Raw genomic sequence first — 26,104 nt, 5'->3', positions numbered from 1 at the left:
GAGATCGCCCGGGTCAGGGCTCACCCCACCCCGGTTTGGTGGATCACCGCGGGTCGGGCTACCCTTGCGGGGTTGCCTGGCGCGACCGGTACAGGTCCGCGCTCGCCGCAGGTCTCCTCGGCAGGCATGACGATATTGATCTCGGATCGACCGCTGTACCGGTGGCAGGTCCCCCTGATGACATGAAGGAGTTCGCGACTATGGCTGCCGTCTGCGACGTTTGCGCCAAAGGCCCCGGCTTCGGGAAGTCGGTCTCGCATTCGCACCGGCGCACCAACCGTCGCTGGAACCCGAATATTCAGACCGTGCGCGCACAGGTCGCCCCGGGTAACACTCGCCGGATGAACGTGTGCACCTCCTGCCTCAAGGCGGGCAAGGTCGTCCGCGGCTGAACCGCGACAACCGATCGCGGGTAACCGCAGCGTCGCTGTCCGACGCACATACGAATACAGACGAACCCCGCCCCGGTTGCCACTCGGCAGCCGGGGCGGGGTTCGTGCCGGTCTTCGATCGGAGGGACACTCATCGACCCCAGCTGCGAGAGTCAGGCTGTACCCGGCCCGCCGTGGCGGATCGTCCCACTCGCCCCCGGGCACGCACGAGCCTTGGCGGCCTGCCATATCGCCTGCTGGCGTGAGGCCTACCAGGGACTCGTACCCGATCATGTACTCGCGGCTTTCGATCCGGACCGGGGCGCCGCGGCCTGGGCGCGTATCGCGCACGAGCACAGCGGGAAGACAGCCCTGGTCGCGGAGCACGGGGACGAGATCATCGGATTCACCGGGTACGGCCTGCCCGATGAGCTTCCCGCACCCGCCGAGCGGGAACTGAGTGCGATGTACGTTCGCGCCCCGTGGTACGGCACCGGGCTCGCACAGGCCCTCATGGACTCCGTACTGGAACTGCATCTGTCCTGCTACCTCTGGGTCTTCGAACGAAATCCACGCGCCCGTGCCTTCTACACCAAGTACGGTTTCGTCCCCGACGGCACCGCCCGGGCCGAACGGTTCACCACCACAACCGAGATCAGGATGGTGCGACCGGCAGTAGAGTTCCGACCATGAGCACCGAAACCGAATACATCCGAATCGACGACGGGGTACTGGAGATCACCCTGTCGACCTCAGCCCGGGGCACTTCCCTCGATTTCGCCGGGGTCGCCGCGGGAACCGCCGCCCTCGCCGAGGCCGGTTCGGATGTGGGTGCCGTACTGCTGAGCGGCTCCGGCCCGAACTTCTGCGCCGGCGGCGATGTCCGGGATTTCGCGGCGGCACAGGACCGCTCGGCCCATCTGTACCAGCTCGCCGATACCCTGCACGTTTTCGTCCGCGCCCTGGATGCCGCACCGGTCCCGGTGGTCGCGGCCGTCCACGGCTGGGCGGCCGGGGCCGGGATGAGCCTGGTGTGCGCGGCCGATATCGCGGTCGGCGGCCCCGGAACCCGGATGCGTCCGGCCTATCCGGGCGTGGGCCTGAGCCCGGACGGCGGTATGTCCTGGACGCTGCCGCGGCTCGTGGGCGCCGCCAAGGCCCGCGATATCCTGCTCACCGATTCGGTACTCGACGCCGCCGAAGCACACCGCCTCGGCATCCTGGCGCGGCTGACCGACAGCGACGAAAAGGTCCGGGAGACTGCCCTCGACCTGGCCCGGACCCTCGCGCGCGGCCCACGCGCCAGCTACACATCCATCCGCACCCTGCTGAGCCGGTCCGCCACCTCGACCTTCAGCGATCAGCTCGATGCCGAACGCGATGCCATGGGAGCGGCCGCGGGCAGTCCTACCGGCCGCGAAGGCGTGGACGCCTTCCTCGCCAAACGTGCGCCCGACTATTCCGGCCTCAACTGATTCCGCCCGCCGAACAGGCTGACCGACCGCCATCGAGCGGTCCGATCCGATCCGGAACCAGCCGGCGGCGCCGAGTTCAGCGAGGCATTCGGATGGTTCGGCCCGGCCCTGCTTTCAGCCCTCGAGGCGTATGCGGCGAAGCCGCGAGTCCCGAGGCTGAAAGTGGGGTCCGAAGAGGCAAAACCCGCGACGCCGCAGGCGGCCCGATCAACGCAGCACGAATTTCGCGACAGCCTCCGTGAAGGCGTCGTTGTCGTCACCGGCGGCGGTATGCGCGGCATTGCCGATTTCGACGATCTCCGCGTGCGGTACCAGGGCCTGGAATTCGGCCGCCCCCTCGGCACTGACCACATCGGACTGCAGGCCACGCACCAGCAGCACCGGAATCGTCAGTGCCCGGGCGGCCCCCTCGAGATTGCGGGCCATTTCGTCGGGATCCAGTCCCTTGTCACCGAGAATGCCCGGATCCCAGTGCCAGTACCAGCGGCCGTCGCGTTCGCGGAGATTGCGCAGCAGTCCCGCGCTGGATTTGGGCCGGGGCCGGTGCGGGAGATATTCCGCCACCGCGTCGGCGGCCTCGTCCAAGGTAGCGAATCCCTCGGGATTCTTGCTCAGGAAGGTGACGACCCGGTTGACTCCCGCGGGTTCGGGCCGGGTCACGATATCGACCAGCACCAGCGCGGATATGACTTCTCCACCCGGCGCGCCGGTGGCCAGCAGCCCGGTGATACCGCCCATACTGGCGCCCACCAGGACGGCCGGTCCGCCGCCCAGTTGTTCGATCGCCGCGAGCGCGTCACCGCCCATGGCCTCGTAGCGGTAGTCGCGATCCGGAGCCCACTGACTGTCCCCGTGGCCTCGCGCGTCCAGGGTGACCGCCCGGATCCCCGCGGCGCCGAGTTGGGCGCCGGTCTGTTTCCAGGAATGCCGGGTCTGGCCGCCGCCGTGCAGGAACAGCACCAGCGGGCCGTCCTGCGGGCCGTACTGGTCCCCGACGAGCTCGATCCCGCCCGCACCGCGTAATCGCAGCCGGACGGGATCGAGCAGATAGTTCGCATTACTCACGATTTGCAGCATCGCAAATATACGGACGTTACGCCGTACGAACGGACAAATCAGCAGTCCAGGTCCATGGCGCTGAGGGTCCGCTGGAACAGGCAAGCACCCTTCGCGTTCACCGATGCCGAGAGGGTCGACGAACCGGTAGAGGTGAAATCCTCCCCGATCGGCGCCGCCGGCTCGGTGACCGGCTGGGCCGGTTCCAGGGTCAACGGGGCCGCTCCGGCCGTCGCCCCGGCGGCGCCGGTCAGGGCGGCGCTCAGCGCGAGCGTGGCGGTGATGCCGCGCAGTTTCATGGTGTGCTCCTCACTTTTTTCTCTTTCGACGCCCGCTCAGGGCAGGCGCCAGTCCACCGGTTCCGCGCCGAGTTCGTCCAGGAGTTCGTTGACCCGGGAGAACGGACGCGAACCGAAGAATCCCCGCGACGCCGACAACGGTGACGGATGCGCGGACTCGATACAGGGCACCTCGGCACCGGCCAGCGCCGGCTTCAACGACGCCGCGTCCCGGCCCCACAGAACCGCCACCAGCGGCTCGTCCCGGTTCACCAGAGCGCTGATCGCCTGTTCGGTGACCTGTTCCCAGCCTTTACCGCGATGCGAGGCCGGCTTGCCCGGCGATACGGTCAGCACCCGGTTCAGCATCAGCACCCCCTGGTCCGACCAGGGGCTCAGATCTCCGCTGGTGGGCGTGGGATGGCCGAGATCCTTGCTGTACTCGGCGAAGATATTGGCCAGGCTGCGCGGTACCGGCGAAACGTCCGGTGCCACCGAGAAGCTCAATCCCATGGGATGTCCGGGGGTCGGATACGGGTCCTGGCCGACGATCAGCACCCGGACCCGCTCGAACGGATGCTGGAAGGCACGCAGCACATTCTCCCCGGCGGGCAGGTAGCCGCGCCCCGCGGCGTTCTCGGCACGTAAGAACTCACCCATCGCCGAAATACGATCGGCCACCGGCGCCAATGCTTTCGCCCAGCCCGGATCGATGATTTCCGTGAGTGGTTTCGTGCCCATGACCGCACAACCTATCGTGAGTGGTCCGATTTCGCCGAGTCCGTCCCCGAGAAGGCTTCCCAGCCCGTGGGACCGCGGTAGCGCGCGCCGTCCACGGTTACACCCTGACCAGCCTCGATACACCCGATGGGGGTCCAGCCGGACGGAGGTGTCACCCCGGGTGTCCAGACACCCGCGAATACATGATCCTCACCACCGGTCAGAATCCATTGCCGCGCATCCGCTTCCAGTTCGGCGGCACACCGTTCCAGGTCCGGATCGTGCAGGTTCGCGGAGTCCACCGCCACCGCGACTCCCGACGCCGCGGCGAGATGGCCGAGATCCGCGAGCAATCCGTCGGATATATCGGTCAGTGCCTCCGGTGGGGTGCCGGCGGCCATCGCCGCGCGGACGAGGTCGTAGGGCGGGCGTGGCGCCCGGTGTGCGGCCACCGCGACCGCGGCGTCCGAATCACCGTGGTGACGGTTGGCCTCCGGATGCGCACCGGACAGCGCCGCGAAACCGGCCGCGGACCATCCCGGACGGCCCGCGAGGGCCACCGTGCCGCCGGCTCGCGCGCCGGACCGGGTGATCGGCGCGCCACCCAGCGGATCACCGAAAGCCGTCACCGAGATCACCAACTGCGCGCTGCGCACGATATCCCCACCCGCGACGGAACCACCCGCCCGCGCCGCTTCGGCCCAGAACCCGTCCGCGAGCCGGGTCACGAAATCCACCGGTGTCTCCCCGGGCAGCCCCAGCCCGATCACATAACCCACGGGTTCGGCGCCCATCGCGTAGATATCGGCGGCGTTCTGCGCGATCGCCTTGCGCCCGATCTCCTCCGGATCCGACCAGTCCAGCCGGAAATGCCGGTCCTCGATCAACATATCCGTGCTGACCACGTATTGCCCTCGCGGGGCCGCCAGCACCGCCGCGTCGTCACCGGGGCCGAGCCGGACGGCGGGGCCCTGCGTCCGGCCCGCGTTGATCTGTGCGATCAGGGCGAATTCGCCCAGGTCGCGCACTGTTGGTCGGGTGTCGATCGGAAGACCTTTCGTGTTCCCCGCTGCTGCCGAGCGGGCCGGGGTTCGCGGCTGTTCCCGAAAGGCCGGGCACCACGAACGGGCCGGGCCGCGGAACAGGTGCCCGGCGGCGCCGAATACACGCCGCGGGCGCGGCGCCCGGTAGCCCGGCGCTTCCCGCACTGACGGTACCCTGTGCCCGGTGACCAGGCGCGGCGGCCGGACCGCCACCGCGCCACGCCGTACCCGCTGTGCCTGCGCACCGCAGAAAGGACCTTCGAGGATGCCGGGCACATCGCCGGACGACGACACCGAGGCCCCGGACAGCGCGGAACCCGAACGCGCTCCCTATTCGCCCGCACTCATCGCGACGGCGGTGGCGCTACCGGTCGCGCTACTGGTCGCCGTGGTGGTCGCGGCCGTGATCGTGCTGCGCGGCCCGGCCGAGCGCGAACCCCTGGCCCTGGGCCCCGTTCCCGCTCCCGCCGCCGAAGGACCGGCCTGCTCCGCGCTACTGCCCGCGCTACCCGCCGATCTCGGCGATTTCACCCGGTCGACTCTGGTCGAACCGGCTCCCCCGGCGACCGCGGCCTGGCAGCGGGCCGACGGCGGCGAACCGGTCGTGCTGCGCTGCGGGCTGGACCGCCCGCTGGAATTCAACCGCGCTTCACCGCTGCAGGTGGTCAACGGGGTGCAATGGTTCGAGATCCGCGACGAGGCCGCGCAAACCGCCACCTGGTTCGCGGTGGACCGCGAAACCTATATCGCGGTGACTCTTCCCGACGGCTCCGGACCGACGCCGCTGCAGGTGGTGTCGGACACCATCACCGCGCAGCTGCCGGCGCAACCGATCGACCCGGGCGAGCTGCCGAACTGAGCGTTCCCGTTTCGGTTCAGCGCAGCCCGGTACCGCGGGCCAGGGCGGTTTCCACGAGACCGGACAGCAGTTCCGCGTAACCGACCCCGGTTTCCTGCCACATCCGGGGGAACATGGAGATCGGCGTGAACCCGGGCATGGTGTTGATCTCGTTGATCACCGGACCGTCCTCGGTGACGAAGAAATCGACCCGCGCCAGCCCCTGGCAATCCAATGCGCGGAAGGCACGGACGGCCATCGCCCGGACCTCCTCGGCGATATCGTCGTCCAGTTTCGCCGGGACATCGAATTCGCAGACGTCATCGAGGTATTTGGTGTCGAAATCGTAGAAGGCCGGTCCGGGTTGCTCACCGGCGTCGGCGTCGGCGAGGTCCTCCGGCATCCGGATCTCGGCGAGAACACTGGCCTCCACCCGGCCGTCCGGGAATTCCAGCACACCGCATTCGACTTCGCGGCCGATGATTCCGGCTTCCACGATCACCTTCGGATCGTGTTCGCGCGCGGTCGCGATCGCGGTATCCAGATCGGCCCAGTCGGTGACCTTGGTGATCCCGATGGACGAGCCCCCGCGGGCGGGTTTGACGAAAACCGGCAGCCCGAGCCGCGCCCGGTCGGCCGGTGCCACGGTCCCGGTGCCCGGCCGCAGCACCACCTGCACTCCTACCGGCAGGCCGTCGGCGGCGAGCAGTTTCTTGGTGAACTCCTTGTCCATACCGGCCGCGCTGGCCAGGACGCCGGGGCCCACATAGGGGATTCCGGCCAGTTCCAGCATTCCCTGTACCGTGCCGTCCTCACCGAACGGTCCGTGCAGCACCGGGAACACCACATCGACGTTTTCGAGCGCGGTACGCGGATCGTCGAGCGCGACCAGTGTTCCGGCGCGGCTCGGATCGGCGGCCAGCACCAGTTCGGTGCCACCCCCGGTGACCGAGGGCAGCGTCCGGTCGTGCCGGGCGAGCGCCGCGATATCGATATCCGCGAGCATCCACGTCCCCGCCGGGGTTATCCCGATGGGCACCGCCTCGTACCGTTCCGGATCGAGATTGCGCAGCACGGCGCCGGCCGAGACGCACGACACGGTGTGCTCGTTGCTGCGACCGCCGAATACCACGGCAACTCTGATCCGGTTCATGCCCGAACGGTACCCTGCCGGGACACCGGGTAATCGCGGTACACCATCACCGGTGGCTATTCGGGTTTGATCTGGCGTCCGAGGAGCTTGTCCATCGCCGAACGCACAGTCAGCCCCTCGTGGCACACCTGGTGGACGGCCTCGGTGAGCGGCATCTCCACCCCGCGCGCCACCGCCAGCGCGCGCACCGAAGTGCAGGACTTCACGCCTTCGGCAATCTGCCCGTGGGTCGCTTCCTGCGCGGCCTGCATGGATCCGCCGGACCCGAGTACCTGCCCGAAGGACCGGTTGCGCGACAGCGGCGAGGTACAGGTGGCGATCAGATCCCCGACCCCGGCCAGCCCCGCCAAAGTCGCCGGTTCGGCGCCGAGCGCCATACCGAGCCGGATGATCTCCGCCAGGCCGCGCGTCATCAACGCGGCGATGGAGTTGTCCCCGAAACCCATTCCGGAGGCGATACCGCAGGCCAGGGCGATGACATTCTTGCAGGCACCGCCGATTTCGCAGCCGATCACATCGGTATTGGTGTAGGGCCGGAAATAACTGGTGACACAGGCCCGCTGCACCGCCGCCGCCCGCTGCGCGTCGGTACAGCCGACCACGGTGGCCGCCGGCTGCCCGGCGGCGAGCTCCCCGGCGAGATTGGGTCCGGACAGCACGGCGATCCGGCTCGGATCCGCGCCGGTGACCTCCGCGACGACCTCACTCATCCGCAGCAGCGTGCCGCTCTCGATCCCTTTGGCCACACTCAGCAAGGTGGTATCGGAGCCGATGGCAGGTGCCCAGGTCTTCAGATTCCCGCGCAACGATTGCGACGGCACCGCGAGCACCACGATCTCGGCACCCTCCATGGCCCGGGCGTAATCGTCGGTCGCGGCAATCGGGGGTAGCTGCACTCCCGGCATGTAATAAGGGTTCCGGTGATCGGTGTTCAATGCCTCGGCGACCTCCGGCCGGCGAGCCCAGACAGTGACCTCGGTGCCCGCGTCCGCCAATACCTTCGCCAGGGTCGTCCCCCACGATCCCGCTCCCATTACCGCCGCCCTCGTCATCAGCCCAATATGCCATGACAGGATGGGGCCATGTGCCCGCACTCCGTGCACGCCGTGATCGCGGTGAAAACCCTGGACAGCGCCAAGAGCCGGCTGGCCGGCGTCCTTCCGCCGGCGCAGCGGTCCCGGCTGGTGCTGGCCATGCTCACCGATACCGTGCGGGCGGCCGTGGCGGTCCCGGCGATCACCTCGGTCACGGTCGTCACCCCGGACCCGGTGGTAGCCGAGACGACCCGGGCTCTCGGGGCCGAGGTCCACCCCGAGCCGGCCGGCGCCGCCGCCGATCCGGACGGGTTGAACATCGCCCTGGCCGATGCGGCGGCAGCCCTGCGGGCGCGATACGGCGCCGCCGTGGGTTTGCTGGCCCTCCAAGCCGATCTCCCCGCCCTGTGCCCGCAGGAGCTGGCCGCGGTGCTGGCCGCCGCTCCCGGCGATACGCGCGGGCTCGTGGCCGATCACGCCGGTACCGGGACGGCGGCGCTGCTCGCACCCCCCGGCCTGGCATTGCGACCCCGCTTCGGTCGTGATTCCGCTCACCGCCATCGTGCCGACGGCGCGCGCGAACTACACGGCGATTGGCCCGGTCTGCGACACGATGTCGATACCGCCGCGGATCTGGCGGCGTTGCGGGAACTGGGAACCGGCCACGAGACCGCCGCGCTACTGCGTGAACTGGGCCTGCCGCATCGTGTTCGCACAATGGTCACCCAGGTGTGCGGGCCGGTCGCCACACCGTGAACTAGAGATAACAGTCACCTCCCGTGTATGCGCACCACCCGGTTCGTAAGGGATGATCGTAGGCGTGAGCGATACGGAAACCGTCAAGCAGCAACAGGTGCTACCCACTCCGCCTCCGGCCGCCACTCAGATACCCGCGGGCGGCAACGCACCTCGTTTGCCGGCCGATCGCTACCTCAACCGGGAGTTGAGCTGGCTCGACTTCAATGCCCGGGTCCTGGCCCTCGCCGAGGACAGTTCGCTACCGCTGCTGGAACGCGCGAAATTCCTGTCCATCTTCGCCTCGAATCTCGACGAGTTCTATATGGTCCGTGTCGCCGGTCTCAAACGCCGCGCCGAAACCGGGCTTTCGGTTCGCTCCGCCGACGGCCGCTCACCCAACGAACAGCTCGACCTGATCGCGGCCCGCACCCAGGACCTGGCCGTCCGCCACGCCGAGGTGTTCCTCACCGAGGTACTGCCCGCGCTCACCGCCGAGGGTATCGAGATCATCGACTGGGCCGATCTAGCGGAACCCGAACGGGAACGGTTGTCCGCGCATTTCCAGGACCAGGTGTTCCCGGTCCTGACTCCGCTGGCAGTGGACCCCGCTCACCCCTTCCCGTATATCAGCGGTCTGAGCCTGAATCTCGCGGTGACCGTCCAGGACCAGACCACCGGCGGCGAGCACTTCGCCCGCGTGAAGGTCCCCGACAATGTGGACCGGTTCGTGCGGGTCCGGCGCCCCGGCACCGGCAACAGTGCGTCGATCGCCGCGTTCCTCCCGATGGAGGCGCTGATCGCCGCACATCTGGAACACCTGTTCCCCGGGATGACGGTGGTCGAGCACCATTCGTTCCGGATCACCCGTAATGCCGATTTCGAGGTCGACGAGGATCGCGACGAGGATCTGCTACAGGCGCTGGAACGCGAACTGGCCCGCCGCCGGTTCGGTTCACCGGTACGGCTCGAGGTCTCCGACGATATGACCGAGCATATGCTCGATCTGCTGCTCCGCGAGCTCGAGGTCGATCCGGCCGATGTCATCCAGGTCCCGGGGCTGCTGGATCTGTCCTGCCTGTCACAGGTGTACGGGGTGGACCGCCCGAATCTGAAGGACGCCCCCTACGTTCCCGCGACCCCACCGGCGTTCGGGGAACGGGAGACCCCGCGCAATGTGTTCGCCGCGCTGCGCGAGGGCGATGTACTCGTGCATCATCCATACGATTCGTTCTCCACCAGCGTGCAGCGTTTCATCGAGCAGGCCGCGGCCGATCCGCAGGTGCTGGCGATCAAACAAACCCTGTACCGCACATCCGGCGACTCCCCGATCGTGAACGCGCTCATCGACGCCGCCGAAGCCGGTAAACAAGTAGTGGCGCTCGTGGAGATCAAGGCCAGATTCGACGAGCAGGCCAACATCAAATGGGCACGCACCCTGGAACAGGCCGGTGTCCATGTCGTCTACGGGCTGGTCGGGCTCAAAACCCACTGCAAGACCTGCCTGGTGGTGCGCCGGGAAGGTTCCACCATCCGTCGCTACTGCCATATCGGCACCGGTAACTACAATCCCAAGACCGCGCGCCTCTACGAGGATGTCGGCCTGCTCACCGCGGCCCCCGAGATCGGCGCCGATCTCACCGATCTGTTCAATTCGCTCACCGGCTATTCCCGCAAATCCGATTACCGCAATATTCTGGTGGCCCCGCACGGTATCCGGGCCGGGATCATCTCCCGGATCGAACGGGAGATCGAATTGGCCCGCTCCGGCGCCGCCGCCCGGATCAGGCTGAAGGCCAACGCGCTTGTCGACGAACAGATCATCGACGCCCTGTACCGCGCATCGCAGGCCGGTGTACCCGTACAGATCGTGGTCCGCAGTATCTGCGGGCTCCGCGCGGGTGTTCCCGGAATGAGCGAGAACATCGAGGTGCGCTCCATCCTCGGCCGGGTCCTGGAACATTCACGCCTCCTCAACTTCGCGGCGCAGGACGAGTTCTGGATCGGCAGCGCCGATATGATGCACCGCAATCTGGACCGGCGGGTGGAAGTGATGGCCCAGGTGAAAGACCCGAAACTGCGCGAACGGCTGGACGGGATCCTCGAATCCGCCCTCCACCCCATGACCCGCTGCTGGGTGCTGGCCCCCGACGGTAACTGGAAATCCAGCCCGGACAGAGCCGGGACCGGACCGGACGGCGACGGGATCGAAGTCCGCGACCATCAGGTGGCACTGATGCGGCTACGCCGCCCGGATCAGCAGTGAACAGCACGCATACACCACCGTCCTATCCGGATCCCCGGACCACACCCAATATTCATGCGGCGGGCACCGTGTTGTGGAGGCATGCGCCCGGTTCCGCGGGGGGGCTGGAGATCGCGGTGATCCGCCGGCCCAAATACGAGGACTGGTCGCTGCCCAAGGGGAAACTCGATCCCGGCGAAACCCCCGTCCTGGCCGCGGTCCGGGAAACCGAGGAGGAGACCGGTCTGCGCCCCCGGCTGGGGCGCTACCTCGGCAAGGTCACTTATCCGATCCCGGGGCACCGCAGAATGAAACGGGTGCATTACTGGGCGGCCGAGGCCGTCGGCGGCGAGTTCAGCGCCAACCACGAAGTCGACGAACTCACCTGGTGCCCGCTGGAAACAGTGATGTCGACCTTGTCGTATCCGATGGACCGCCAGATCGTGCGGGCATTCACCCGGCTACCGGCCGACACCCGGACGGCGCTGGTGGTGCGGCACGCCAAGGCCGGCCGCCGCGACCGCTATCGCGGCCCGGACGAACAACGCCCGCTCGAGCTGGCCGGACACCAGCAGGCACTCGCGCTGGTACCGAATCTCCTCGCCTTCGGCGCCGGGACGGTCTTATCCGCCGAACCACTGCGCTGCGTGCAAACAGTGGCCCCGCTGGCCGAGGAATTGGGTGTCGAGGTCGCGGTCGAACCGCTTCTCGGTGATATCGGATACGCCGCCGATACGCAGAAGGCGCGCGATCATATCCGTTCTCTGGTGCTTTCCTCGCAATCCGTGCCCGTACTGTGCAGCCAGGGCGATACCGTGCCGGATCTCGTCGCATGGTGGGCCGAGCACGACGGAATGCGATTGTCACCCGCCCGAACCCGGAAAGGGTCGGTCTGGGTGTTGTCTTTCGTGAACGGCCGGCTGATGGCCGCCGATCATCTCGATCGATCGCTGTCGGTGGATACCGCTCCGGCAACCGAATAGGACCTGTTCTCTGCGCACCGGTGGCCGTGGAGACGGTTACGCCCCCGGGGATCGCCCGGGGGCTGGTCCGTCCGGCGTTTCGGTTGTGTAGGTCGCGAGCAGCGGGCCGAGATACGACACTCACCGCTCACCGACTGGCACCGTTCGCGGGTCGGAAAGCCGTCGGGGATTTCCGCGGCATCCGCGGGCTCCGTAGGTCAGCGAGCCCTTTTGGCGGTTTTCTTGGCCGTGGTCCGCTTGGCGGTGGCCTTCTTGGTCGCCGTGGTCTTCTTCGCCGTAGCCTTGGCCGTGGTCTTCTTGGCCGTGGCCTTGGCTGTGGTCTTCTTGGCCGGTGCCTTCTTGGCCGTTGTCTTTCGGGCCGCGGCCTTGGTCGCGGCCTTCTTGGCGGCGGTGCTCTTGGCCGGCGCCTTGGTGGCGGTCTTACGTGCCGTTGATTTGGCGGGCGCCTTGGTGGCCGACTTCTTGGCGGTGGTTTTCTTCGCCGTCGTCTTCTTGGCCGTGGATTTCTTGGCCGCCACAGGAGCATTGACACCGCGTTTCACCGCGGGGCCTGTTGCCGCGAGCTTCTGTTTACCCGCGATAACCGCCTTGAACTGGGCGCCGGGCCGGAAGGCCGGCACCGAAGTGGGCTTCACCTTGACGGTTTCCCCGGTCCGCGGATTCCGCGCGACCCGGGCTGCCCTCTTCCGCTGTTCGAACACACCGAATCCGGTGATGGTGACGCTCTGCCCTTTGTGTACCGCACGCACGATGGTATCGACCACATGCTCAACTGCCGCGGTGGCCGTGCGCCTGTCAGTACCCAACTTTTCGGTCAGAACGTCGATCAGTTCCGCCTTGTTCATTGAATCCTCCGCAGACTAATGGCCCGTCGTCGGACCGACTAGGTACCACGGTAAACCCACAATGGGCAAGAGTCTATGTGCCACGCCAAAATTCATGTGGTCTAGCACACGCACAGCTACCGCACCATCCGAGCCCCTTAAGAGGCCGAGAACATTACGCCTGCGAAATAGGTTCCGGAAGGGTCTTTGGTTTCCAAGCCGGCCTTGCCTTTTCGAACTCGGCGATCACATCGCTACGTCGCAGTGTCAGGCCGATGTCGTCCAATCCTTCCAACAGGCGCCACCTGGTGTAGTCGTCAATATCGAACGGCAACACGATGGTTCCAGCGGTCACCGTGCGCTCCCGGAGGTCGACAACCAATTCCAGCCCCGGCTGTTCCTCGAGCAACTTCCAGAGCATTTCGACATCATTCTGTGACATTCGCGCGGCCAGTAGACCACCCTTGCCCGCATTACCGCGGAAGATGTCGGCGAAACGTGAAGAGATAACTACTCGAAAGCCATAGTCCATGAGCGCCCATACCGCGTGCTCACGGGATGAACCGGTCCCGAAATCCGGTCCGGCCACAAGCACGCTGCCGTGCTTGTACGGTTCGGTGTTCAGAATGAAGTCCTCGTCGCCCCGCCACGCCGCGAACAGGCCGTCTTCGAATCCTGTTCGAGTCACGCGCTTCAGATAGACGGCGGGGATGATCTGGTCGGTGTCCACATTGGACCGGCGCAGCGGTACACCGATCCCCTTGTGCACGGTGAAGGCATCCATGTAATTCTCCTGTTTCGGGCTGTATGTTCGTTTTCGGAATGCGGCGCGGGGGCTCAGTTCAGATCGGCGGGCGCCGACAGCCGGCCGCGAACCGCGGTGGCGGCGGCGACCAGTGGCGACACCAGATGAGTGCGGCCACCTTTCCCCTGCCGCCCCTCGAAGTTCCGATTGGAGGTGGAGGCGCAGCGCTGACCGGGCTCCAGCTGATCCGGGTTCATTCCCAGGCACATAGAGCATCCGGCCTGCCGCCATTCGGCCCCGGCCGCGGTGAATATCTCGCCGAGCCCCTCGGCTTCGGCCTGCTCCCGCACTCGCATCGAGCCCGGCACCACCAGCATTCGCACCCCGTCGGCGACCTTGCGACCCTCCAGGACCCCGGCCACGGCCCGCAGATCCTCGATCCGGCCGTTGGTGCACGATCCGACGAATACGGTGTCCACCGTGACCTCACGCAACGGCATCCCCGGGGTCAAATCCATGTACCGCAGCGCTTTCTCTGCCGAGTCGCGCGCGGACTCGTCGGCGATCTGCGCCGGGTCCGGCACATTCGCCCCCAGCGGCAATCCCTGCCCCGGGTTGGTACCCCAGGTGACGAACGGAGTCAGCGAGCCGGCGTCGATATGCACTTCCCGGTCGAAAGCCGCGCCCTCGTCGGTCTTCAACGCCTCCCACGCCCGCACCGCGGCATCCCAGTCCGCGCCCTGCGGGGCATGCGGCCGCCCCTTCAGGAACTCATAGGTCGTTTCGTCCGGCGCGATCATCCCGGCCCGGGCACCGGCTTCGATGGACATATTGCAGATCGTCATCCGCGCCTCCATCGACATATTGCGAATGGCTTCACCGCGATACTCGAGCACATATCCCTGCCCGCCGCCGGTACCGATTTCGGCAATCACCGCCAGAATGAGGTCCTTACTGGTGACTCCCGGCGGCAGCGCCCCGTCGACGGTGATCGCCATTGTCTTGAACGGACGCAGCGACAGAGTCTGTGTGGCAAGGACGTGTTCGACCTCACTGGTCCCGATTCCCATGGCCAGTGCGCCGAACGCGCCGTGCGTGGAGGTATGGCTGTCTCCGCACACCACTGTCGTGCCCGGCTGGGTCAAACCGAGTTGCGGGCCGACCACATGCACAATGCCTTGTTCGCGATCGCCCATCGGATGCAGCCGCACCCCGAACTCCGCGCAGTTACGCCGCAGCGTTTCCACCTGAGTACGGGAAACCGGGTCGGCGATGGGTTTGTCGATATCGACGGTCGGGACGTTGTGGTCCTCGGTGGCGATCGTGAGGTCGGGCCGGCGCACCGGACGACCGGCCGCACGCAGCCCGTCGAAGGCCTGCGGACTGGTCACCTCGTGCACCAGATGCAGATCGATATAGATCAGATCGGGTTCGCGCGCCTCGCCCTCGCCTTCACCACGGGCGACGACATGCTGTTCCCATACTTTTTCGGCCAGCGTACGTGGCATTTTGCGATCACCTTTCAGGCCCGGCATCCGCTCGGTCGACCCGTCGCGGATACGCGCTAGCTGGAATGTCGCGACCCCATCCCACGACCCCACCTGGGCTGTTCGTGATGGCATCTCAGAATGCAGGACGCTAATATCGTTGTATGAGACAGCATAGCGGTATCGGCGTCCTGGACAAAGCGGTGGCAGTGCTATATGCGGTCGCCGAACGGCCCTGCGGTCTCAACGACCTGTGCGACCGCACCGGTCTACCCCGCGCCACCGCTCACCGCCTCGCCGTGGGTTTGGAAACGCATCGGCTGCTGGCCCGCAACGGCGACGGCACCTGGCGTCCCGGCCCCGCACTCGGCGAACTCGCCGCCGGCGCCGCGGATCCCCTGCTCGAGGCCGCGAGTTCCATCCTCCCGCGGCTGCGCGAGATCACCGGCGAGAGCGTGCAGCTCTACTACCGCGACGGCAGCGAACGGGTCTGCGTCGCGGCCCTCGAACCACCCGCCGGACTACGCGACACCGTGCCGATCGGCTCCCGGCTGCCGCTCACCGCGGGCTCTGCCGCCAAGGTCCTGGTCGCCTTCGCCGACTCCGACCTGCAGCGCAGCGTGCTGGCCGACGCGGCATACACCGAACGCACCCTCGCCGACGTGCGCAAACGAGGCTGGGCACAAAGCGCCGGCGAACGCGCGGCCGGCGTCGCGAGCATCTCGGCCCCCGTCCGCGACCAGCACGGCACCGTAGTCGCCGCCATATCCGTATCGGGCCCGATCGACCGTATGGGCCGCCGGCCCGGTGCCCGCTGGGCCGCGGATCTGGTCGCGGCGGCGGATGCGCTGCACCGCCGACTCTGAGCGGCAGGCGGGCGCTGTCACTTATGGTGACCCCATGGGAGTGAACCAACGGTCGCAGATCGTGATGACCGACGCCGAGATCACCGATTTCCTCACCCGCAGCCGCGTGGCCACGCTGGCCACCCTCGGAGGCGACGGAAAACCGCACCTGACCGCGATGTGGTACGGGCTCATCACCGATCCGGAAAACCCTGACGGCGTCCCCGAACTGTGGTTCGAAACGAAGGGTAAATCCCAGAAAGCGGTCAATCTGCGCCGCAACCCCGCCGTCACCTGCATGGTCGAGGCCGGGAAAACATACGACACGCTGCGCGGAGTCGCCATCGAAGGCCACGCGGAGGTTATCGACGACCCCGAGAAGCTATTCGCTGTCGGTGTCAGTGTCTGGGAGCGCTACACGGGGCCGTACACGGAAGATATGCGCCAGTATGTCGAGGGAATGCTCAATAAACGAGTAGCGGTGCGGGTGGTCCCCGACCGCGTCCGCAGCTGGGACCACCGCAAACTGGGGCTTCCCGAAATGCCCCTGGGCGGTTCCACGGCCAACGCGCTCGACGACTGATTCGGTTCCGGGGGCCCGGCGGGCCTCGGGTCCGCATCCAATCCCCACCCAATTTGCCGCGGCCCCGAGCGCGTTTGGTCCCCTACCACCAGTCCGCGCATCCGACCCCACCCCGTTCCCCGCCGCCGCCAGGCGCGTTTGGCCCTCTACCACCAATCAGTCCGCATCCGATCCCCACCCCCGTTTCCCGCATGCGGACAGTCGGCCTTGGTGGTTCGGGGCCCGTCTCGTTCTGGAGCGACCAGAGCGAAGGAGCGCAGCGACTGAGCGCCGGGAGTGAAGAACGAGACCAAGGGGGCCCCGAACCCGCGACGCCGCAGGCGGCGCCAAAAACACAGAACCTTCACGAACTGATCAGCTTCTCACCTCTACCAACCTCGTCACCTCCACCCACCCGCCAAAAACACAGCACCTCACCGCACACCACTAGCGGTGCCGAGTTCAACGAGGCCCACGGAAATTGCCGCGCATCCCGAATCGAACGCGCCCAGAGGCAGTTCGCGAAGGTGACAAACGGCCAGTCCACGAGGTGACAAACAGGCCAGTTCGCGAAGGTGATACGCAGGCCAGTTCGCGAAGGTTCTGTGTTTTTGGCGCGCTGGCGCGCGCGGGTTCGGGGCCCCCTTGGTCTCGTTCTTCACTCCGCCGCTCCTCCGCTTCGCTCCCCCGCTCTGTCGCTCCAGAACGAGACGGGCCCCGAACCACCAAGGCCGACCGATCGCATGCGGGGAAATGGGGTGGATTGCATGTGGACAGACGGGCGGTAGGGGGACCAAACGCGCCTGGCGGCGGCGGAGGGTTCGGTATTGATGCTGGGGTCGGCTACCGCGGTTGGGTTGTAGTTTTTGGCGGCGAATGCGGCGCAGGACACCGCCACGACAAAGCGAACCCGTATGAAACTGACCGCAAAGGGTGGGACAGGGGTGCAGTTCCGGCAGGTCCTCGCAAGCACCAAAACCTCAACGGAACCCAACCCTGCATCCGGACTGTGAGTCCCCAGGCCACCGTTCGCACAACGCGAACCGGTATGAAACCAACCGCAAAGGGGTCCAGGGGCGCAGCCCCGGCATCACCCCCGTAGGCACCCTATCTACCAAGGGGGGTCCAGGGGCGCCGAGCCCGCCTGGGCGGGGTGCGGGGGTTGCACCCCGCAAAACATCGCGAATCAGCAAAGGCTCATGCTCTCTATGAGCATGAGCCTGCCAGCTGAGTAGCCCCGACGGGATTTGAACCCGCGCTACCGCCTTGAGAGGGCGGCGTCCTAGGCCGCTAGACGACGGGGCCAGGACTTATTGATCAACTCCTGGCTGGAGTGGATCTGGATCGTTCGATCCGAAGCTCGATCAGCGTAACCGACCGGGCGGTGGCGACCAAATCGCCTGGTTATCGTCGCGCACCGCATCTGGAGGATGAAGTAGGGAGCGATCTCCGCTGGGGTACCAGGACTCGAACCTAGAATGGCTGAACCAGAATCAGCTGTGTTGCCAATTACACCATACCCCAATGACCTGGGCTTTCGGTGTCGCCGCTGGCTGCGGTGGCGCCGTCGTTCCGGCCGAGAAAGAGAGTACCAAACCGTTCCGGGTAAACTACAAATCGCCTGGTCAGATGGGGCCGTGGCGGCCTCGGGGGCGTACCGGAGTGCCGGTCGGCGGCCGATTCCGCCCGCCCGGGTCGTCGGCCCGGGGCGGGGACCGGCGAGGCCCGGGCGGCCGGGGGTCATTCCGCCGGCGGGACCCATTCCCGTGCGGCGCGCAGCCGGCGCATGGTTTCGTCGCGGCCCAGTAGTTCCATGGATTCGTACAGCGGGGGGCTGATATGGGATCCCGTCACCGCGACACGTACCGGCGCGAAGGCTTTTCGGGGTTTCAATTCCAGCCCGTCGATGAGCGCGGTTTTCAGCGCGTTCTCTATTTCTCCGGCGGTCCAGGCGGTGATCGGTTCGAGTGCTTCCACGGCCGCGTTCAATACCGGCTGGGCGTCCTCACCCAAATTCTTCTTCCCCGCGGCGGGATCGATCGCGAAGTCGGCGGCGGGCGCGAAGAGGAATCGGAGCAAGCCCCATGCGTCGTCCAGAACAACAATTCGTGTCTGGACCAATTCCGCGGCTTCGGCGAAGACTTTTTCGTCTATTCCGCTATCGATATATCCGTGCCGGGTGAAGTATTCGAGCAACCGTCCAGCGAAATCCGCGGGGGCGAGCATCCGGATGTGCTCGGCGTTGATCGCATCGGCCTTTTTCTGGTCGAATCGCGCCGGGTTCGAATTTACTTTCGATATATCGAACGCCGCGACCATCTCGTCCATGGAGAACACGTCGTGGTCGTCGGCGATACTCCAGCCGAGGAGCGCCAGGTAATTCAGCAGGCCTTCGGGGATGAAGCCGCGGTCGCGGTGTACGAACAGGTTGGATTCGGGGTCGCGTTTGGACAGCTTCTTGTTTCCCTGCCCCATCACGAAGGGCAGGTGACCGAACTCCGGCGTGAAGTCGGTGACACCGATTCGCCGCAGCGCCGCGTAGAGGGCGATCTGGCGCGGGGTGGAGGAGAGCAGGTCCTCACCGCGTAGGACATGGGTTATCCGCATGGTGGCGTCGTCGACCGGGTTCACCAGCGTGTAGAGCGGATCGCCGGTGCCGCGGGTGAGGGCGTAGTCGGGGATGCTGCCGGGTTTGAAGGTGGTTTCACCGCGGACGAGATCATGCCAGGTGATATCGGTATCGGGCATACGCAACCGCACCACGGCGCCGCGGCCGGCGGCCTTGTATTCGGCGATCTGTTCCGCTGTCAGATCACGGTCGAAATTGTCGTAGCCGAGTTTCGGGTCGCGGCCCGCTACCCGGTGGCGTTCTTCGACTTCGGCTGGCGTGGAAAAGGATTCGTAGGCTTCGCCGGCGTCGAGGAGTTTCCGCACCACATCCAGGTGGATATCGCGCCGCTGCGATTGCCGGTACGGCGCATAAGGTCCGCCGATTTCGGGGCCCTCGTCCCATTCGAGGCCCAGCCAGCGCAACGCATCCAGCAGGGCCACATAGGATTCTTCGGAATCCCGTGCGGCGTCGGTGTCTTCGATTCGGAAGACGAAGGTTCCGCCGTGATGTTTGGCGTAGGCCCAGTTGAACAGCGCGGTGCGGATGAGCCCGACATGCGGTGTCCCGGTGGGCGACGGGCAGAAACGGACCCGTACGTTTGTCATGTCTCTCTTTCGTTCAGCGTTTGGCGGCAACAGGATTGGTGAGTGTTCCGATTCCCGAGACGGTCACCGATACGCTCTGCCCGTCTTTCATCGGGCCGACGCCTTCGGGCGTGCCGGTGAGGATTACATCGCCGGGCAGCAGTGTCATCACCCGGGTCACCCATTCGATGATTTCCGGAATATCGTGCAGCAGTAGTGATGTGGTGCTGCGCTGGCGAACTTCGCCGTCGAGCTCGGTGGTGATCTCGAGGTCCGCGGGGTCCAATTCGGTTTCGATCCACGGGCCGAGCGGGCAGAAGGTGTCGTAGCCTTTGGCCCGCGTCCACTGCCCGTCCTGAGCCTGCTGGTCGCGGGCCGTGACATCGTTGGCGACCGTGTAGCCGAGGATCACATCCTTGGCGCGGGCGGCGGTGACGTCTTTGCACGGCCGCCCGATCACCACCGCGAGTTCGCCTTCGAAGTCGACTCGGGAGGAACTGGGTGGCAGCTGGATAGGCACGTTCGGGCCGATGATGGAGGTGTTCGGTTTGATGAAGATCACCGGCTCCTCCGGCGCCTGCCCGCCGAATTCGGCGGCGTGCGCGGCGTAGTTCTTGCCCACGCAGATCACCTTGCTCGCCAGGATGGGAGCGAGCAAGCGGATATCGGCCACCGGCCAGCTGCGGCCGGTGAACGTCGGAGTGCCGAACGGATGTTCGGCGATTTCTTTGGCGGTCTCGCCGTCGATGGCGACGAAAGCGACCCCGTCGGGGCTGGCAACTCGACCTAGACGCATGGTCGGAGTCTATCCAGCCGGGTTCCACCAGCTCGAATGCGCCCGACCGGTCGGCTCTGCGCGCACGTGAGAATCGCGATACCGCCTGGAAGGATCGCGGCCCCGAGGTGTACGGTGACCGGTGAAAGTTCAAACTTTGAGAAGCGGATCTCAAATATTGAGATACTGCTGCTGTATTCCGAGATGAGGAACTATGGCGCACAGCTCACCGGCGGCCACTCGGGCCGCCGAGCGCGGAGAACAGGCCCACCAGGTCTCCCCGGCCCGCCGCTGGCTCATGCTCGCCCTGGGAGTTTTCGCACAGACCTCGAGCGCGATCTTCGTCCACGGCGTCCCGTTCCTGCTGCCCGCGCTCACCGCCAGTGGTATGCCGCTGCCGACGGCGGGCCTACTGGTCGCACTGCCGACAGTCGGGCTGTGCTGCACTCTCATCGCCTGGGGCTACCTGGTGGACCGCCTCGGCGAGCGCATCGCCCTGGTCGCCGGGCCGCTGCTCATGTGTGCCGCGGGCGGCGCGGCCGCCTTCACCACGAGCTATCCCCTGCTCGGAATCCTGCTGTTCCTCGGCGGTATGGGCGCCGCCAGCACCAACGGTGCCAGCGGCCGGGTGATCGTCGGCTGGTTCCCGCCGGAACGCCGCGGCCTGGCCATGGGGATCCGGCAGACCGGCCAGCCCATCGGAGTGGGTATCGGCGCACTGTCCATCCCGCTGGTCGCGGACAGTTTCGGTGTCGCGACGGCGCTCGTCGTCCCGGCCGCGTTGGCGGGCCTGGCCGCCCTGGGGTGCCTGGTGGGCATCATCGACCCGCCCCGGCCGCCGCGCGCGCAATCCTCCGGCACCAACCCGTACCGTGCCGGCGGCACCCTCTGGCGTATCCACGGAGTTTCCATCCTGCTGGTGATCCCGCAGGCCACCGTCTGGACCTTCGCGCTGCTCTGGTTGCACCGCGATATCGGCTGGTCTCTGGCCGCGGCGGGAGCACTGGTCACCGCGACACAGATCCTCGGCGCGCTGGGCCGGATCGGAGCGGGCGCCTGGTCCGACCGGATGGGCAGCCGGATGCGGCCACTACGGCTGATCGCGGTCGCCGCGGTCACCACCATGGCCCTGCTCGCCCTCACCGCCTGGACCGAATGGTGGTGGGCGGCCATCCCACTGCTGGTGATCGCATCGGTCGTCACGGTCTCCGATAACGGCCTCGCCTTCACCGCCATCGCCGAGCTCGCCGGCCCCTATTGGAGCGGTCGCGGCCTGGGTATCCAGAACACCGGCCAGAACCTGATGGTCGCGGCGGTACCGCCGGTACTCGGTGCACTCATCACCGCGACCGGCTTCCCCGCCGCCTACCTCGCGGCAGCCGCACTGGCCGCCGTCGCCATCCCACTGGTTCCACAGGCTTCGGAGAAACCGCTGCAGTAACCGAGACAGCGCCGGCTCGCAGCTCACGGTTCGACCGTGTTCACTGCATCACCGGCAGATCGCTCGCCGGCGCAGACTTGCGCTGTTCCGGCGAGCGCTACGAAGTATTTCCCCGGGTCGACCAGCGACCGTAGGCTCCGACGCCGGACAGTGAAGCCGTCCCGCGTAACTCGCGCACAGTCGATTCCGCAGGGATCAGAGTGCGACGAGTACCGCGGGATCGAAACTCACCGGTATCGCCCTGTCCGCTTCGATCTCGGCCGCGAACTCGTCCCCCTCACCCACTGGTGGCTCCCACCGGTAGGTGCCGCCGTCCAGGATCCCTCTGTGCATCCGGATCTTCGGCCGATGGTCGACTATCCAGTACTGCGGGATTCCGGACCGCGCGTACTCACCGACCTTGTACACCCGGTCGGTTCGCTCGCTGCGGCTACCAGGAGATACGACTTCTACCACCAGTTGAAGCCCATTACCGGGAATCAGCGTCGGCGTTCCATCGACAACGACTGCTCGCAGAAGCGGCTCGGAAAGGACGAGTACGTCGGGCTTGCGAATACCTGCCGCCGTACTGATTTCCCATCCCCCGCCATGACATACGACGACATCGGCACCTTCGGCGGCAGTACGGATCTGTTCCGCGAGTGACCGTCCGACATAGCTGTGCCGGGCCCCGCCCGCCACCTCGGTGAACCAGCCGTGCTCGAGTTCGAGGCCCTTTCCGCCGTCCGGTAGGGCGTACAGGTCCAGAACGGTGTAGGGACCGAAGCCGGCCGAACCGCCTCGCCGAACTGTCACACCGACTCCAGTATCTGGGCGTTCGGCCAGAAACTCGCCGAGGATTCGAGACCGTATCCGGTGGGCCGGGACACCTTTCGGCGCCCGGCCCAGCCCGGATCAGACTGCGGCGGCGATCCGGTCGCCGACCTCCGTGGTCGAGGAGGTACCGGTGCGGCTGGACAGGTCCTTGGCAACCGCTTCCTGGATCCGCGCCGCGGCTTCGGTTTCGCCCTTGTGCTCGAGCAGCAGGGAGACCGAGAGAATGGCGGCCGTCGGATCGGCTTTGGACTGGCCGGCGATATCGGGGGCGCTGCCGTGGACCGGTTCGAACATGCTCGGGTTGGTGCCGGTGGCATCGATATTGCCGCTGGCGGCGAGGCCGATACCACCGCTGACCGCGGCGGCCAGGTCGGTGATGATATCGCCGAACAGGTTGTCGGTGACGATGACGTCGAAGCGGCCCGGATCGTTCACCATATGGATGGTGGCGGCGTCGATGTGCTGGTAGGCGACCTCGACCTCGGGGAACTCCGCGCCGACCACGTCGACCGTCCGCTGCCACAGCGAACCGGCGAAGGCCAGCACGTTGGTCTTGTGCACCAGGGTGAGGTGTTTGCGGCGGGTCTGCGCTTTGGCGAAGGCGTAGCGGACCACGCGCTCGACACCGAACCGGGTGTTGGTGCTGACCTCGGTCGCGACCTCGTGCGGGGTATCGACGCGGATGGCACCACCGGTACCGGTGTAGGGGCCCTCGGTACCCTCACGGACCACCACGAAATCGATATCGGGGCTGCCGGCCAGCGGGCTGCCGACCCCGGGGTACAGCTTCGACGGCCGCAGGTTCACATGGTGGTCGAGCGCGAACCGGGTGCGCAGCAGCAGTCCGCGTTCCAGAAGTCCGCTGGGTACCGACGGGTCGCCGATCGCGCCCAGCAGGATCGCATCGTGCTGTTTCAGTTCCGGCAGGACCGATTCCGGCAGAACCTCGCCGGTCGCGTGGTAGCGCTTGGCGCCCAGATCGTATTCGGTGCGTACCACGCCGGGGAGGACGACGTCGAGGACTTTGAGTGCCTCGGTGATGACTTCCGGACCGATACCGTCACCAGGGATCACGGCGAGCTTCATGACAACCACGCTTTCTACGTACGACGATGCCGCGAGCAGAGCGGGCCGCGGCCGGCGGGCCGGGTATGCCTGCCGCTGGGACAGAGCCGCGGAGCCGTGCCGCCCGGGTACGGGGCCCGGGCGGCGCAACCGCGGCAGCGCGCGATGCCCACCGACCCCGGACGGCATCGCGCACGGCTACATCAGAACAGGTCGACCAGTGCGACCTTGGCGGCGCCCACCGCGGCCGCGATCTCGGAGCGCACCGATTCGGGCACCTCCTTGTTGACCCGCAACACCACGGTGGCGCCTTCTTTGTTGGCGTCCTGGGTGAGCTGGGCGGCGAGGATATCGATCTCGGCGGCACCGAGCGCGGTGCCGACCTTGCCCAGCGCGCCCGGCTGATCGTCGTAGTTGAGGACGGCCAGGTTGATGCCCTCGGCGCGCATATCGTAGTTGCGGCCGTTGATGTTGACGATCTTCTCGACCTGGCGCGGTTCGGTGAGCGCGCCGGCGACATTGATGGTGCGTCCGTCACCGAAGACCGCCCGCAGATCCACCAGGCTGCGGTGGCTGGGGCTCTCGGTGACCGTGGTCACCTCGGCGGTGATTCCGCGTTCCTGGGCCAGTGCCGGGGCGTTGACGAAGGTGACCTGGTCGTCGACGTGGGCGGAGAACACTCCGCGCAGCGCGGACAGTTGCAGTACCTCGACCTCGGAGGTGGCCAGCTCGCCACGGACCTGCACCTCGAGGCTCACCGGCAGTTCGTCGGCCAGCGCGCCGAGCAGCGCGCCCTGTTTGCGGACCAGGTCCAGCCAGGGTGCCACTTCGTCGCCGACCACGCCGCCGGTCACGTTCACCGCGCCGGGTACGAACTCGCCGGCCAGGGCCAGCAGTACGGATTTCGCGACATCGGTACCGGCGCGATCCTGCGCTTCGCTGGTGGAGGCGCCGAGGTGGGGCGTCACCACGACCTGCGGCAGTTCGAACAGCGGGCTGTCGGTGCACGGCTCGGTTTCGTAGACATCGATACCGGCGGCCCGGACATGTCCGGATTTGATCGCCTCGGCCAGCGCCGTCTCGTCCACCAGACCGCCGCGCGCGGCGTTCACGATGATCACGCCCGGCTTGGTCTTGGCGATCGCTTCCTTGCCGATGATGCCCTTGGTCTCCGGGGTCTTCGGCAGGTGGATGGAGATGAGATCGGCCCGCTCCAGCACCTCGTCGAGGGTCAGCAGTTCGATACCGAGCTGGGCGGCGCGCGCCGGGGAGACGTAGGGGTCGTAGGCGACGATCTCGGTTTCGAACGCCGCCAGCCGCGCGGCGAACAGCTGCCCGATCCGGCCGAGACCGATGACACCGACGGTTTTGCCGTAGATCTCCACACCGTTGAAGCTGCTGCGCTTCCAGGTGTGCTCACGCAGGGTGGCATCGGCGGCGGGGATCTGGCGGGCCGCGCTCAGCATCAGCGATACCGCGTGTTCGGCAGCGGTGTGGATATTGGAGGTGGGGGCGTTGACGACCATGACACCGCGTTCGGTGGCCGCCGGGACATCGACATTGTCCAGGCCGACCCCGGCCCGGGCGACGATCTTCAGGTTCTTGCCGGCCTCGAGGACTTCGGCGTCGACGGTGGTGGCCGAACGCACCAGCAGCGCGTCGGCCTCCGGCACCGCCGCCAGCAGGGCGGGCCGATCCGGGCCGTCGACCCAGCGGACCTCGACACCGTCACCGAGCGCATCGACGGTCGACTGGGCGAGCTTGTCGGCGATCAGAACTACAGGACGGCCTGCTTGGCTCACGGTGGGGTTCTCCTGGATGAAGGGGACGGCCAGTTGACGCGGCCAAGCTTAGTTCCAGCGAATCCGGCGGTTACCCGCCCCCTCGTGGTCGCCTGCTGTCAGACCCTGTACAACCAGCGCGGACCCGCTCCCGGGGGTGGGCGGAATCACCGCCCCGGCCGGCCGGGTATGCGCGAATGCGGGCTGTGCGGACGCGGACGCCCCGGTCTCCAGCACAGTCGGAGACCGGGGCGACGGCCGATGGATCAGCCGAAGAGAAGGGTCCCCAGGACGTCGAGGACTCCGTGGAACGCGGCCGAACCGGTGGACAGAACAGCGGAACCGGTGTCGATGATAACGGGGATCATGGAAATATCCTTTCGTATAGGAAGCCAGTCGCTGATCGACTGTCACGCGGCACATCGACCACCGATTCCAGCGCATTACCGAATTCCCTGAATTAGTGCCTCACATCACTGTATATAGTTTCGAGATAAGGATTCGATCTACAACAAAACGGCCCCTACCAGCGGATTGTCCAGAGTTACGCCACTAATAGACAGCCAGTGGACCCTCGCATCGAGTAGCACAGCCGACGATTGGACCGCACTGTGACAATGCCCAAATTTATTTTGGA

At 66.7% G+C, this 26,104-nt stretch carries 24 protein-coding genes and 2 tRNA genes; 10 read left to right on the top strand and 16 right to left on the bottom strand.

Translation table 11 applies throughout. The features are described 5' to 3' along the window. Positions 1-200: 200 nt before the first annotated feature. From rpmB to ABZ827_RS10960, 3 genes are all read left to right on the top strand, one after another. Complete coding sequence (gene rpmB / locus ABZ827_RS10970; RefSeq protein ID WP_011210730.1) at positions 201-392, top strand: 50S ribosomal protein L28; 192 nt, start codon at positions 201-203, stop codon at positions 390-392. Positions 393-605: 213 nt separating this feature from the next. Continuing rightward, complete coding sequence (locus ABZ827_RS10965; protein WP_357235784.1) at positions 606-1,064, top strand: GNAT family N-acetyltransferase; 459 nt, start codon at positions 606-608, stop codon at positions 1,062-1,064. Then, a complete protein-coding gene (locus ABZ827_RS10960; RefSeq protein ID WP_357235781.1) occupies positions 1,061-1,846 on the top strand; it encodes an enoyl-CoA hydratase-related protein in 786 nt (261 codons plus the stop codon). Before ABZ827_RS10965 ends, ABZ827_RS10960 begins: the two co-directional genes overlap by 4 nt. A gap of 207 nt (positions 1,847-2,053) precedes the next feature. Here the strand turns inward: ABZ827_RS10960 and ABZ827_RS10955 are convergent, their stop codons facing one another. Genes ABZ827_RS10955 through ABZ827_RS10940 form a run of 4 tightly spaced genes read right to left on the bottom strand, consistent with a single transcriptional unit; the run spans position 2,054 to position 4,928 of the window. Next, entirely contained in the window at positions 2,054-2,911 is an 858-nt protein-coding gene (locus tag ABZ827_RS10955) for an alpha/beta hydrolase (protein ID WP_357235779.1), read from the bottom strand. A gap of 50 nt (positions 2,912-2,961) precedes the next feature. Continuing rightward, positions 2,962-3,201, bottom strand: a complete 240-nt coding sequence (locus ABZ827_RS10950; RefSeq protein ID WP_357235776.1) for a hypothetical protein — start codon at positions 3,199-3,201, stop codon at positions 2,962-2,964. A 36-nt stretch (positions 3,202-3,237) separates the two neighbouring features. Then, entirely contained in the window at positions 3,238-3,921 is a 684-nt protein-coding gene (locus ABZ827_RS10945; RefSeq protein ID WP_357235773.1) for a uracil-DNA glycosylase, read from the bottom strand. A gap of 11 nt (positions 3,922-3,932) precedes the next feature. Continuing rightward, positions 3,933-4,928, bottom strand: coding sequence for a thiamine-phosphate kinase (locus tag ABZ827_RS10940; RefSeq protein ID WP_357235770.1), 996 nt, complete (start codon positions 4,926-4,928; stop codon positions 3,933-3,935). Between the two features lie 280 nt (positions 4,929-5,208). On the opposite strand from ABZ827_RS10940, the gene ABZ827_RS10935 reads away from it, so the two are divergent. After that, entirely contained in the window at positions 5,209-5,802 is a 594-nt protein-coding gene (locus ABZ827_RS10935) for a DUF3515 domain-containing protein (protein WP_357235767.1), read from the top strand. Positions 5,803-5,818: 16 nt separating this feature from the next. Here the strand turns inward: ABZ827_RS10935 and ABZ827_RS10930 are convergent, their stop codons facing one another. Next, positions 5,819-6,934 carry a D-alanine--D-alanine ligase family protein gene (locus ABZ827_RS10930; protein ID WP_357235764.1) on the bottom strand — a complete coding sequence of 372 codons (1,116 nt, stop codon included), beginning with the start codon at positions 6,932-6,934 and terminating at the stop codon, positions 5,819-5,821. A gap of 56 nt (positions 6,935-6,990) precedes the next feature. Beyond that, positions 6,991-7,986 (bottom strand): NAD(P)H-dependent glycerol-3-phosphate dehydrogenase, encoded by a 996-nt coding sequence (locus ABZ827_RS10925; protein ID WP_357235761.1) that lies wholly within the window; start codon positions 7,984-7,986, stop codon positions 6,991-6,993. Between the two features lie 30 nt (positions 7,987-8,016). Here ABZ827_RS10925 and cofC point away from each other — a divergent pair, with 30 nt between their 5' ends. From cofC to ABZ827_RS10910, 3 genes are read left to right on the top strand one after another with little or no spacing between them, the layout of a single operon-like run. Beyond that, complete coding sequence (gene cofC, locus ABZ827_RS10920; protein WP_357235759.1) at positions 8,017-8,724, top strand: 2-phospho-L-lactate guanylyltransferase; 708 nt, start codon at positions 8,017-8,019, stop codon at positions 8,722-8,724. 52 nt (positions 8,725-8,776) lie between these two features. Beyond that, on the top strand, positions 8,777-10,969 hold the full coding sequence (locus ABZ827_RS10915) for an RNA degradosome polyphosphate kinase (RefSeq protein ID WP_357235756.1): 2,193 nt from the start codon (positions 8,777-8,779) through the stop codon (positions 10,967-10,969). Continuing rightward, on the top strand, positions 10,966-11,931 hold the full coding sequence (locus ABZ827_RS10910) for an NUDIX domain-containing protein (protein WP_357235753.1): 966 nt from the start codon (positions 10,966-10,968) through the stop codon (positions 11,929-11,931). The genes ABZ827_RS10915 and ABZ827_RS10910 overlap by 4 nt, the downstream gene beginning before the upstream one ends. 197 nt (positions 11,932-12,128) lie before the next feature. Here ABZ827_RS10910 and ABZ827_RS10905 read toward each other — a convergent pair whose 3' ends face one another. The 3 genes from ABZ827_RS10905 to leuC form a co-directional block, all read right to left on the bottom strand. Continuing rightward, positions 12,129-12,776, bottom strand: coding sequence for an HU family DNA-binding protein (locus ABZ827_RS10905; RefSeq protein ID WP_357235750.1), 648 nt, complete (start codon positions 12,774-12,776; stop codon positions 12,129-12,131). A gap of 154 nt (positions 12,777-12,930) precedes the next feature. Next, positions 12,931-13,539 (bottom strand): 3-isopropylmalate dehydratase small subunit, encoded by a 609-nt coding sequence (gene leuD / locus ABZ827_RS10900; RefSeq protein WP_357235747.1) that lies wholly within the window; start codon positions 13,537-13,539, stop codon positions 12,931-12,933. A gap of 53 nt (positions 13,540-13,592) precedes the next feature. Next, positions 13,593-15,008: a 3-isopropylmalate dehydratase large subunit gene (gene leuC, locus ABZ827_RS10895; protein WP_357235744.1), complete on the bottom strand. Its 1,416-nt coding sequence runs from the start codon at positions 15,006-15,008 to the stop codon at positions 13,593-13,595. 143 nt (positions 15,009-15,151) lie between these two features. Here leuC and ABZ827_RS10890 point away from each other — a divergent pair, with 143 nt between their 5' ends. Continuing rightward, the gene (locus ABZ827_RS10890) at positions 15,152-15,853 is read left to right on the top strand and encodes an IclR family transcriptional regulator (protein WP_357235741.1); all 702 of its coding nucleotides are present in this window, start codon (positions 15,152-15,154) and stop codon (positions 15,851-15,853) included. A 34-nt stretch (positions 15,854-15,887) separates the two neighbouring features. Further along, a complete protein-coding gene (locus ABZ827_RS10885) occupies positions 15,888-16,415 on the top strand; it encodes a PPOX class F420-dependent oxidoreductase (protein WP_357235738.1) in 528 nt (175 codons plus the stop codon). Between the two features lie 1,211 nt (positions 16,416-17,626). On the opposite strand, the gene ABZ827_RS10880 is transcribed toward ABZ827_RS10885, so the two are convergent. From ABZ827_RS10880 to ABZ827_RS10865, 4 genes are all read right to left on the bottom strand, one after another. After that, a tRNA-Glu gene (locus tag ABZ827_RS10880) sits at positions 17,627-17,699 on the bottom strand. A gap of 147 nt (positions 17,700-17,846) precedes the next feature. Next, positions 17,847-17,918, bottom strand: a tRNA-Gln gene (locus tag ABZ827_RS10875). Positions 17,919-18,134: 216 nt separating this feature from the next. Further along, a complete protein-coding gene (gene gltX, locus ABZ827_RS10870) occupies positions 18,135-19,610 on the bottom strand; it encodes a glutamate--tRNA ligase (RefSeq protein WP_357235735.1) in 1,476 nt (491 codons plus the stop codon). Between the two features lie 13 nt (positions 19,611-19,623). Next, positions 19,624-20,385, bottom strand: coding sequence for a fumarylacetoacetate hydrolase family protein (locus ABZ827_RS10865; RefSeq protein ID WP_357235732.1), 762 nt, complete (start codon positions 20,383-20,385; stop codon positions 19,624-19,626). Between the two features lie 193 nt (positions 20,386-20,578). Between ABZ827_RS10865 and ABZ827_RS10860 the strand changes: the two genes are divergently transcribed. Next, positions 20,579-21,805 carry an MFS transporter gene (locus ABZ827_RS10860; RefSeq protein ID WP_357235729.1) on the top strand — a complete coding sequence of 409 codons (1,227 nt, stop codon included), beginning with the start codon at positions 20,579-20,581 and terminating at the stop codon, positions 21,803-21,805. Positions 21,806-22,000: 195 nt separating this feature from the next. Here the strand turns inward: ABZ827_RS10860 and ABZ827_RS10855 are convergent, their stop codons facing one another. From ABZ827_RS10855 to serA, 3 genes are all read right to left on the bottom strand, one after another. Continuing rightward, positions 22,001-22,600 carry a Uma2 family endonuclease gene (locus ABZ827_RS10855; RefSeq protein WP_357235728.1) on the bottom strand — a complete coding sequence of 200 codons (600 nt, stop codon included), beginning with the start codon at positions 22,598-22,600 and terminating at the stop codon, positions 22,001-22,003. A 99-nt stretch (positions 22,601-22,699) separates the two neighbouring features. Further along, entirely contained in the window at positions 22,700-23,707 is a 1,008-nt protein-coding gene (locus ABZ827_RS10850) for a 3-isopropylmalate dehydrogenase (RefSeq protein WP_357235725.1), read from the bottom strand. 182 nt (positions 23,708-23,889) lie between these two features. Then, positions 23,890-25,488 carry a phosphoglycerate dehydrogenase gene (gene serA, locus ABZ827_RS10845; RefSeq protein ID WP_357235722.1) on the bottom strand — a complete coding sequence of 533 codons (1,599 nt, stop codon included), beginning with the start codon at positions 25,486-25,488 and terminating at the stop codon, positions 23,890-23,892. Positions 25,489-26,104: the final 616 nt, after the last annotated feature.

Origin of the sequence: Nocardia sp. NPDC019395 (genome assembly GCF_040632335.1) — a bacterium.
Taxonomy (GTDB): domain Bacteria; phylum Actinomycetota; class Actinomycetes; order Mycobacteriales; family Mycobacteriaceae; genus Nocardia.
The sequence above is the reverse complement of the archived record's forward strand: the minus strand, read 5'-3'. Positions and strand labels throughout refer to the sequence as shown.

Coding starts and splice junctions, on each gene's coding strand:
- ABZ827_RS10925 (WP_357235761.1), bottom strand. CDS start 7,986: ATGACGAGGGCGGCGGTAATGGGAGCGGGATCGTGGGGGACGACCCTG.
- leuD (WP_357235747.1), bottom strand. CDS start 13,539: ATGGATGCCTTCACCGTGCACAAGGGGATCGGTGTACCGCTGCGCCGG.
- ABZ827_RS10935 (WP_357235767.1), top strand. CDS start 5,209: ATGCCGGGCACATCGCCGGACGACGACACCGAGGCCCCGGACAGCGCG.
- ABZ827_RS10950 (WP_357235776.1), bottom strand. CDS start 3,201: ATGAAACTGCGCGGCATCACCGCCACGCTCGCGCTGAGCGCCGCCCTG.
- ABZ827_RS10930 (WP_357235764.1), bottom strand. CDS start 6,934: ATGAACCGGATCAGAGTTGCCGTGGTATTCGGCGGTCGCAGCAACGAG.
- ABZ827_RS10915 (WP_357235756.1), top strand. CDS start 8,777: ATGATCGTAGGCGTGAGCGATACGGAAACCGTCAAGCAGCAACAGGTG.
- ABZ827_RS10865 (WP_357235732.1), bottom strand. CDS start 20,385: ATGCGTCTAGGTCGAGTTGCCAGCCCCGACGGGGTCGCTTTCGTCGCC.
- gltX (WP_357235735.1), bottom strand. CDS start 19,610: ATGACAAACGTACGGGTCCGTTTCTGCCCGTCGCCCACCGGGACACCG.
- ABZ827_RS10945 (WP_357235773.1), bottom strand. CDS start 3,921: ATGGGCACGAAACCACTCACGGAAATCATCGATCCGGGCTGGGCGAAA.
- rpmB (WP_011210730.1), top strand. CDS start 201: ATGGCTGCCGTCTGCGACGTTTGCGCCAAAGGCCCCGGCTTCGGGAAG.
- cofC (WP_357235759.1), top strand. CDS start 8,017: ATGTGCCCGCACTCCGTGCACGCCGTGATCGCGGTGAAAACCCTGGAC.
- ABZ827_RS10905 (WP_357235750.1), bottom strand. CDS start 12,776: ATGAACAAGGCGGAACTGATCGACGTTCTGACCGAAAAGTTGGGTACT.
- ABZ827_RS10850 (WP_357235725.1), bottom strand. CDS start 23,707: ATGAAGCTCGCCGTGATCCCTGGTGACGGTATCGGTCCGGAAGTCATC.
- ABZ827_RS10890 (WP_357235741.1), top strand. CDS start 15,152: ATGAGACAGCATAGCGGTATCGGCGTCCTGGACAAAGCGGTGGCAGTG.
- ABZ827_RS10860 (WP_357235729.1), top strand. CDS start 20,579: ATGGCGCACAGCTCACCGGCGGCCACTCGGGCCGCCGAGCGCGGAGAA.
- ABZ827_RS10960 (WP_357235781.1), top strand. CDS start 1,061: ATGAGCACCGAAACCGAATACATCCGAATCGACGACGGGGTACTGGAG.
- ABZ827_RS10885 (WP_357235738.1), top strand. CDS start 15,888: ATGGGAGTGAACCAACGGTCGCAGATCGTGATGACCGACGCCGAGATC.
- leuC (WP_357235744.1), bottom strand. CDS start 15,008: ATGCCACGTACGCTGGCCGAAAAAGTATGGGAACAGCATGTCGTCGCC.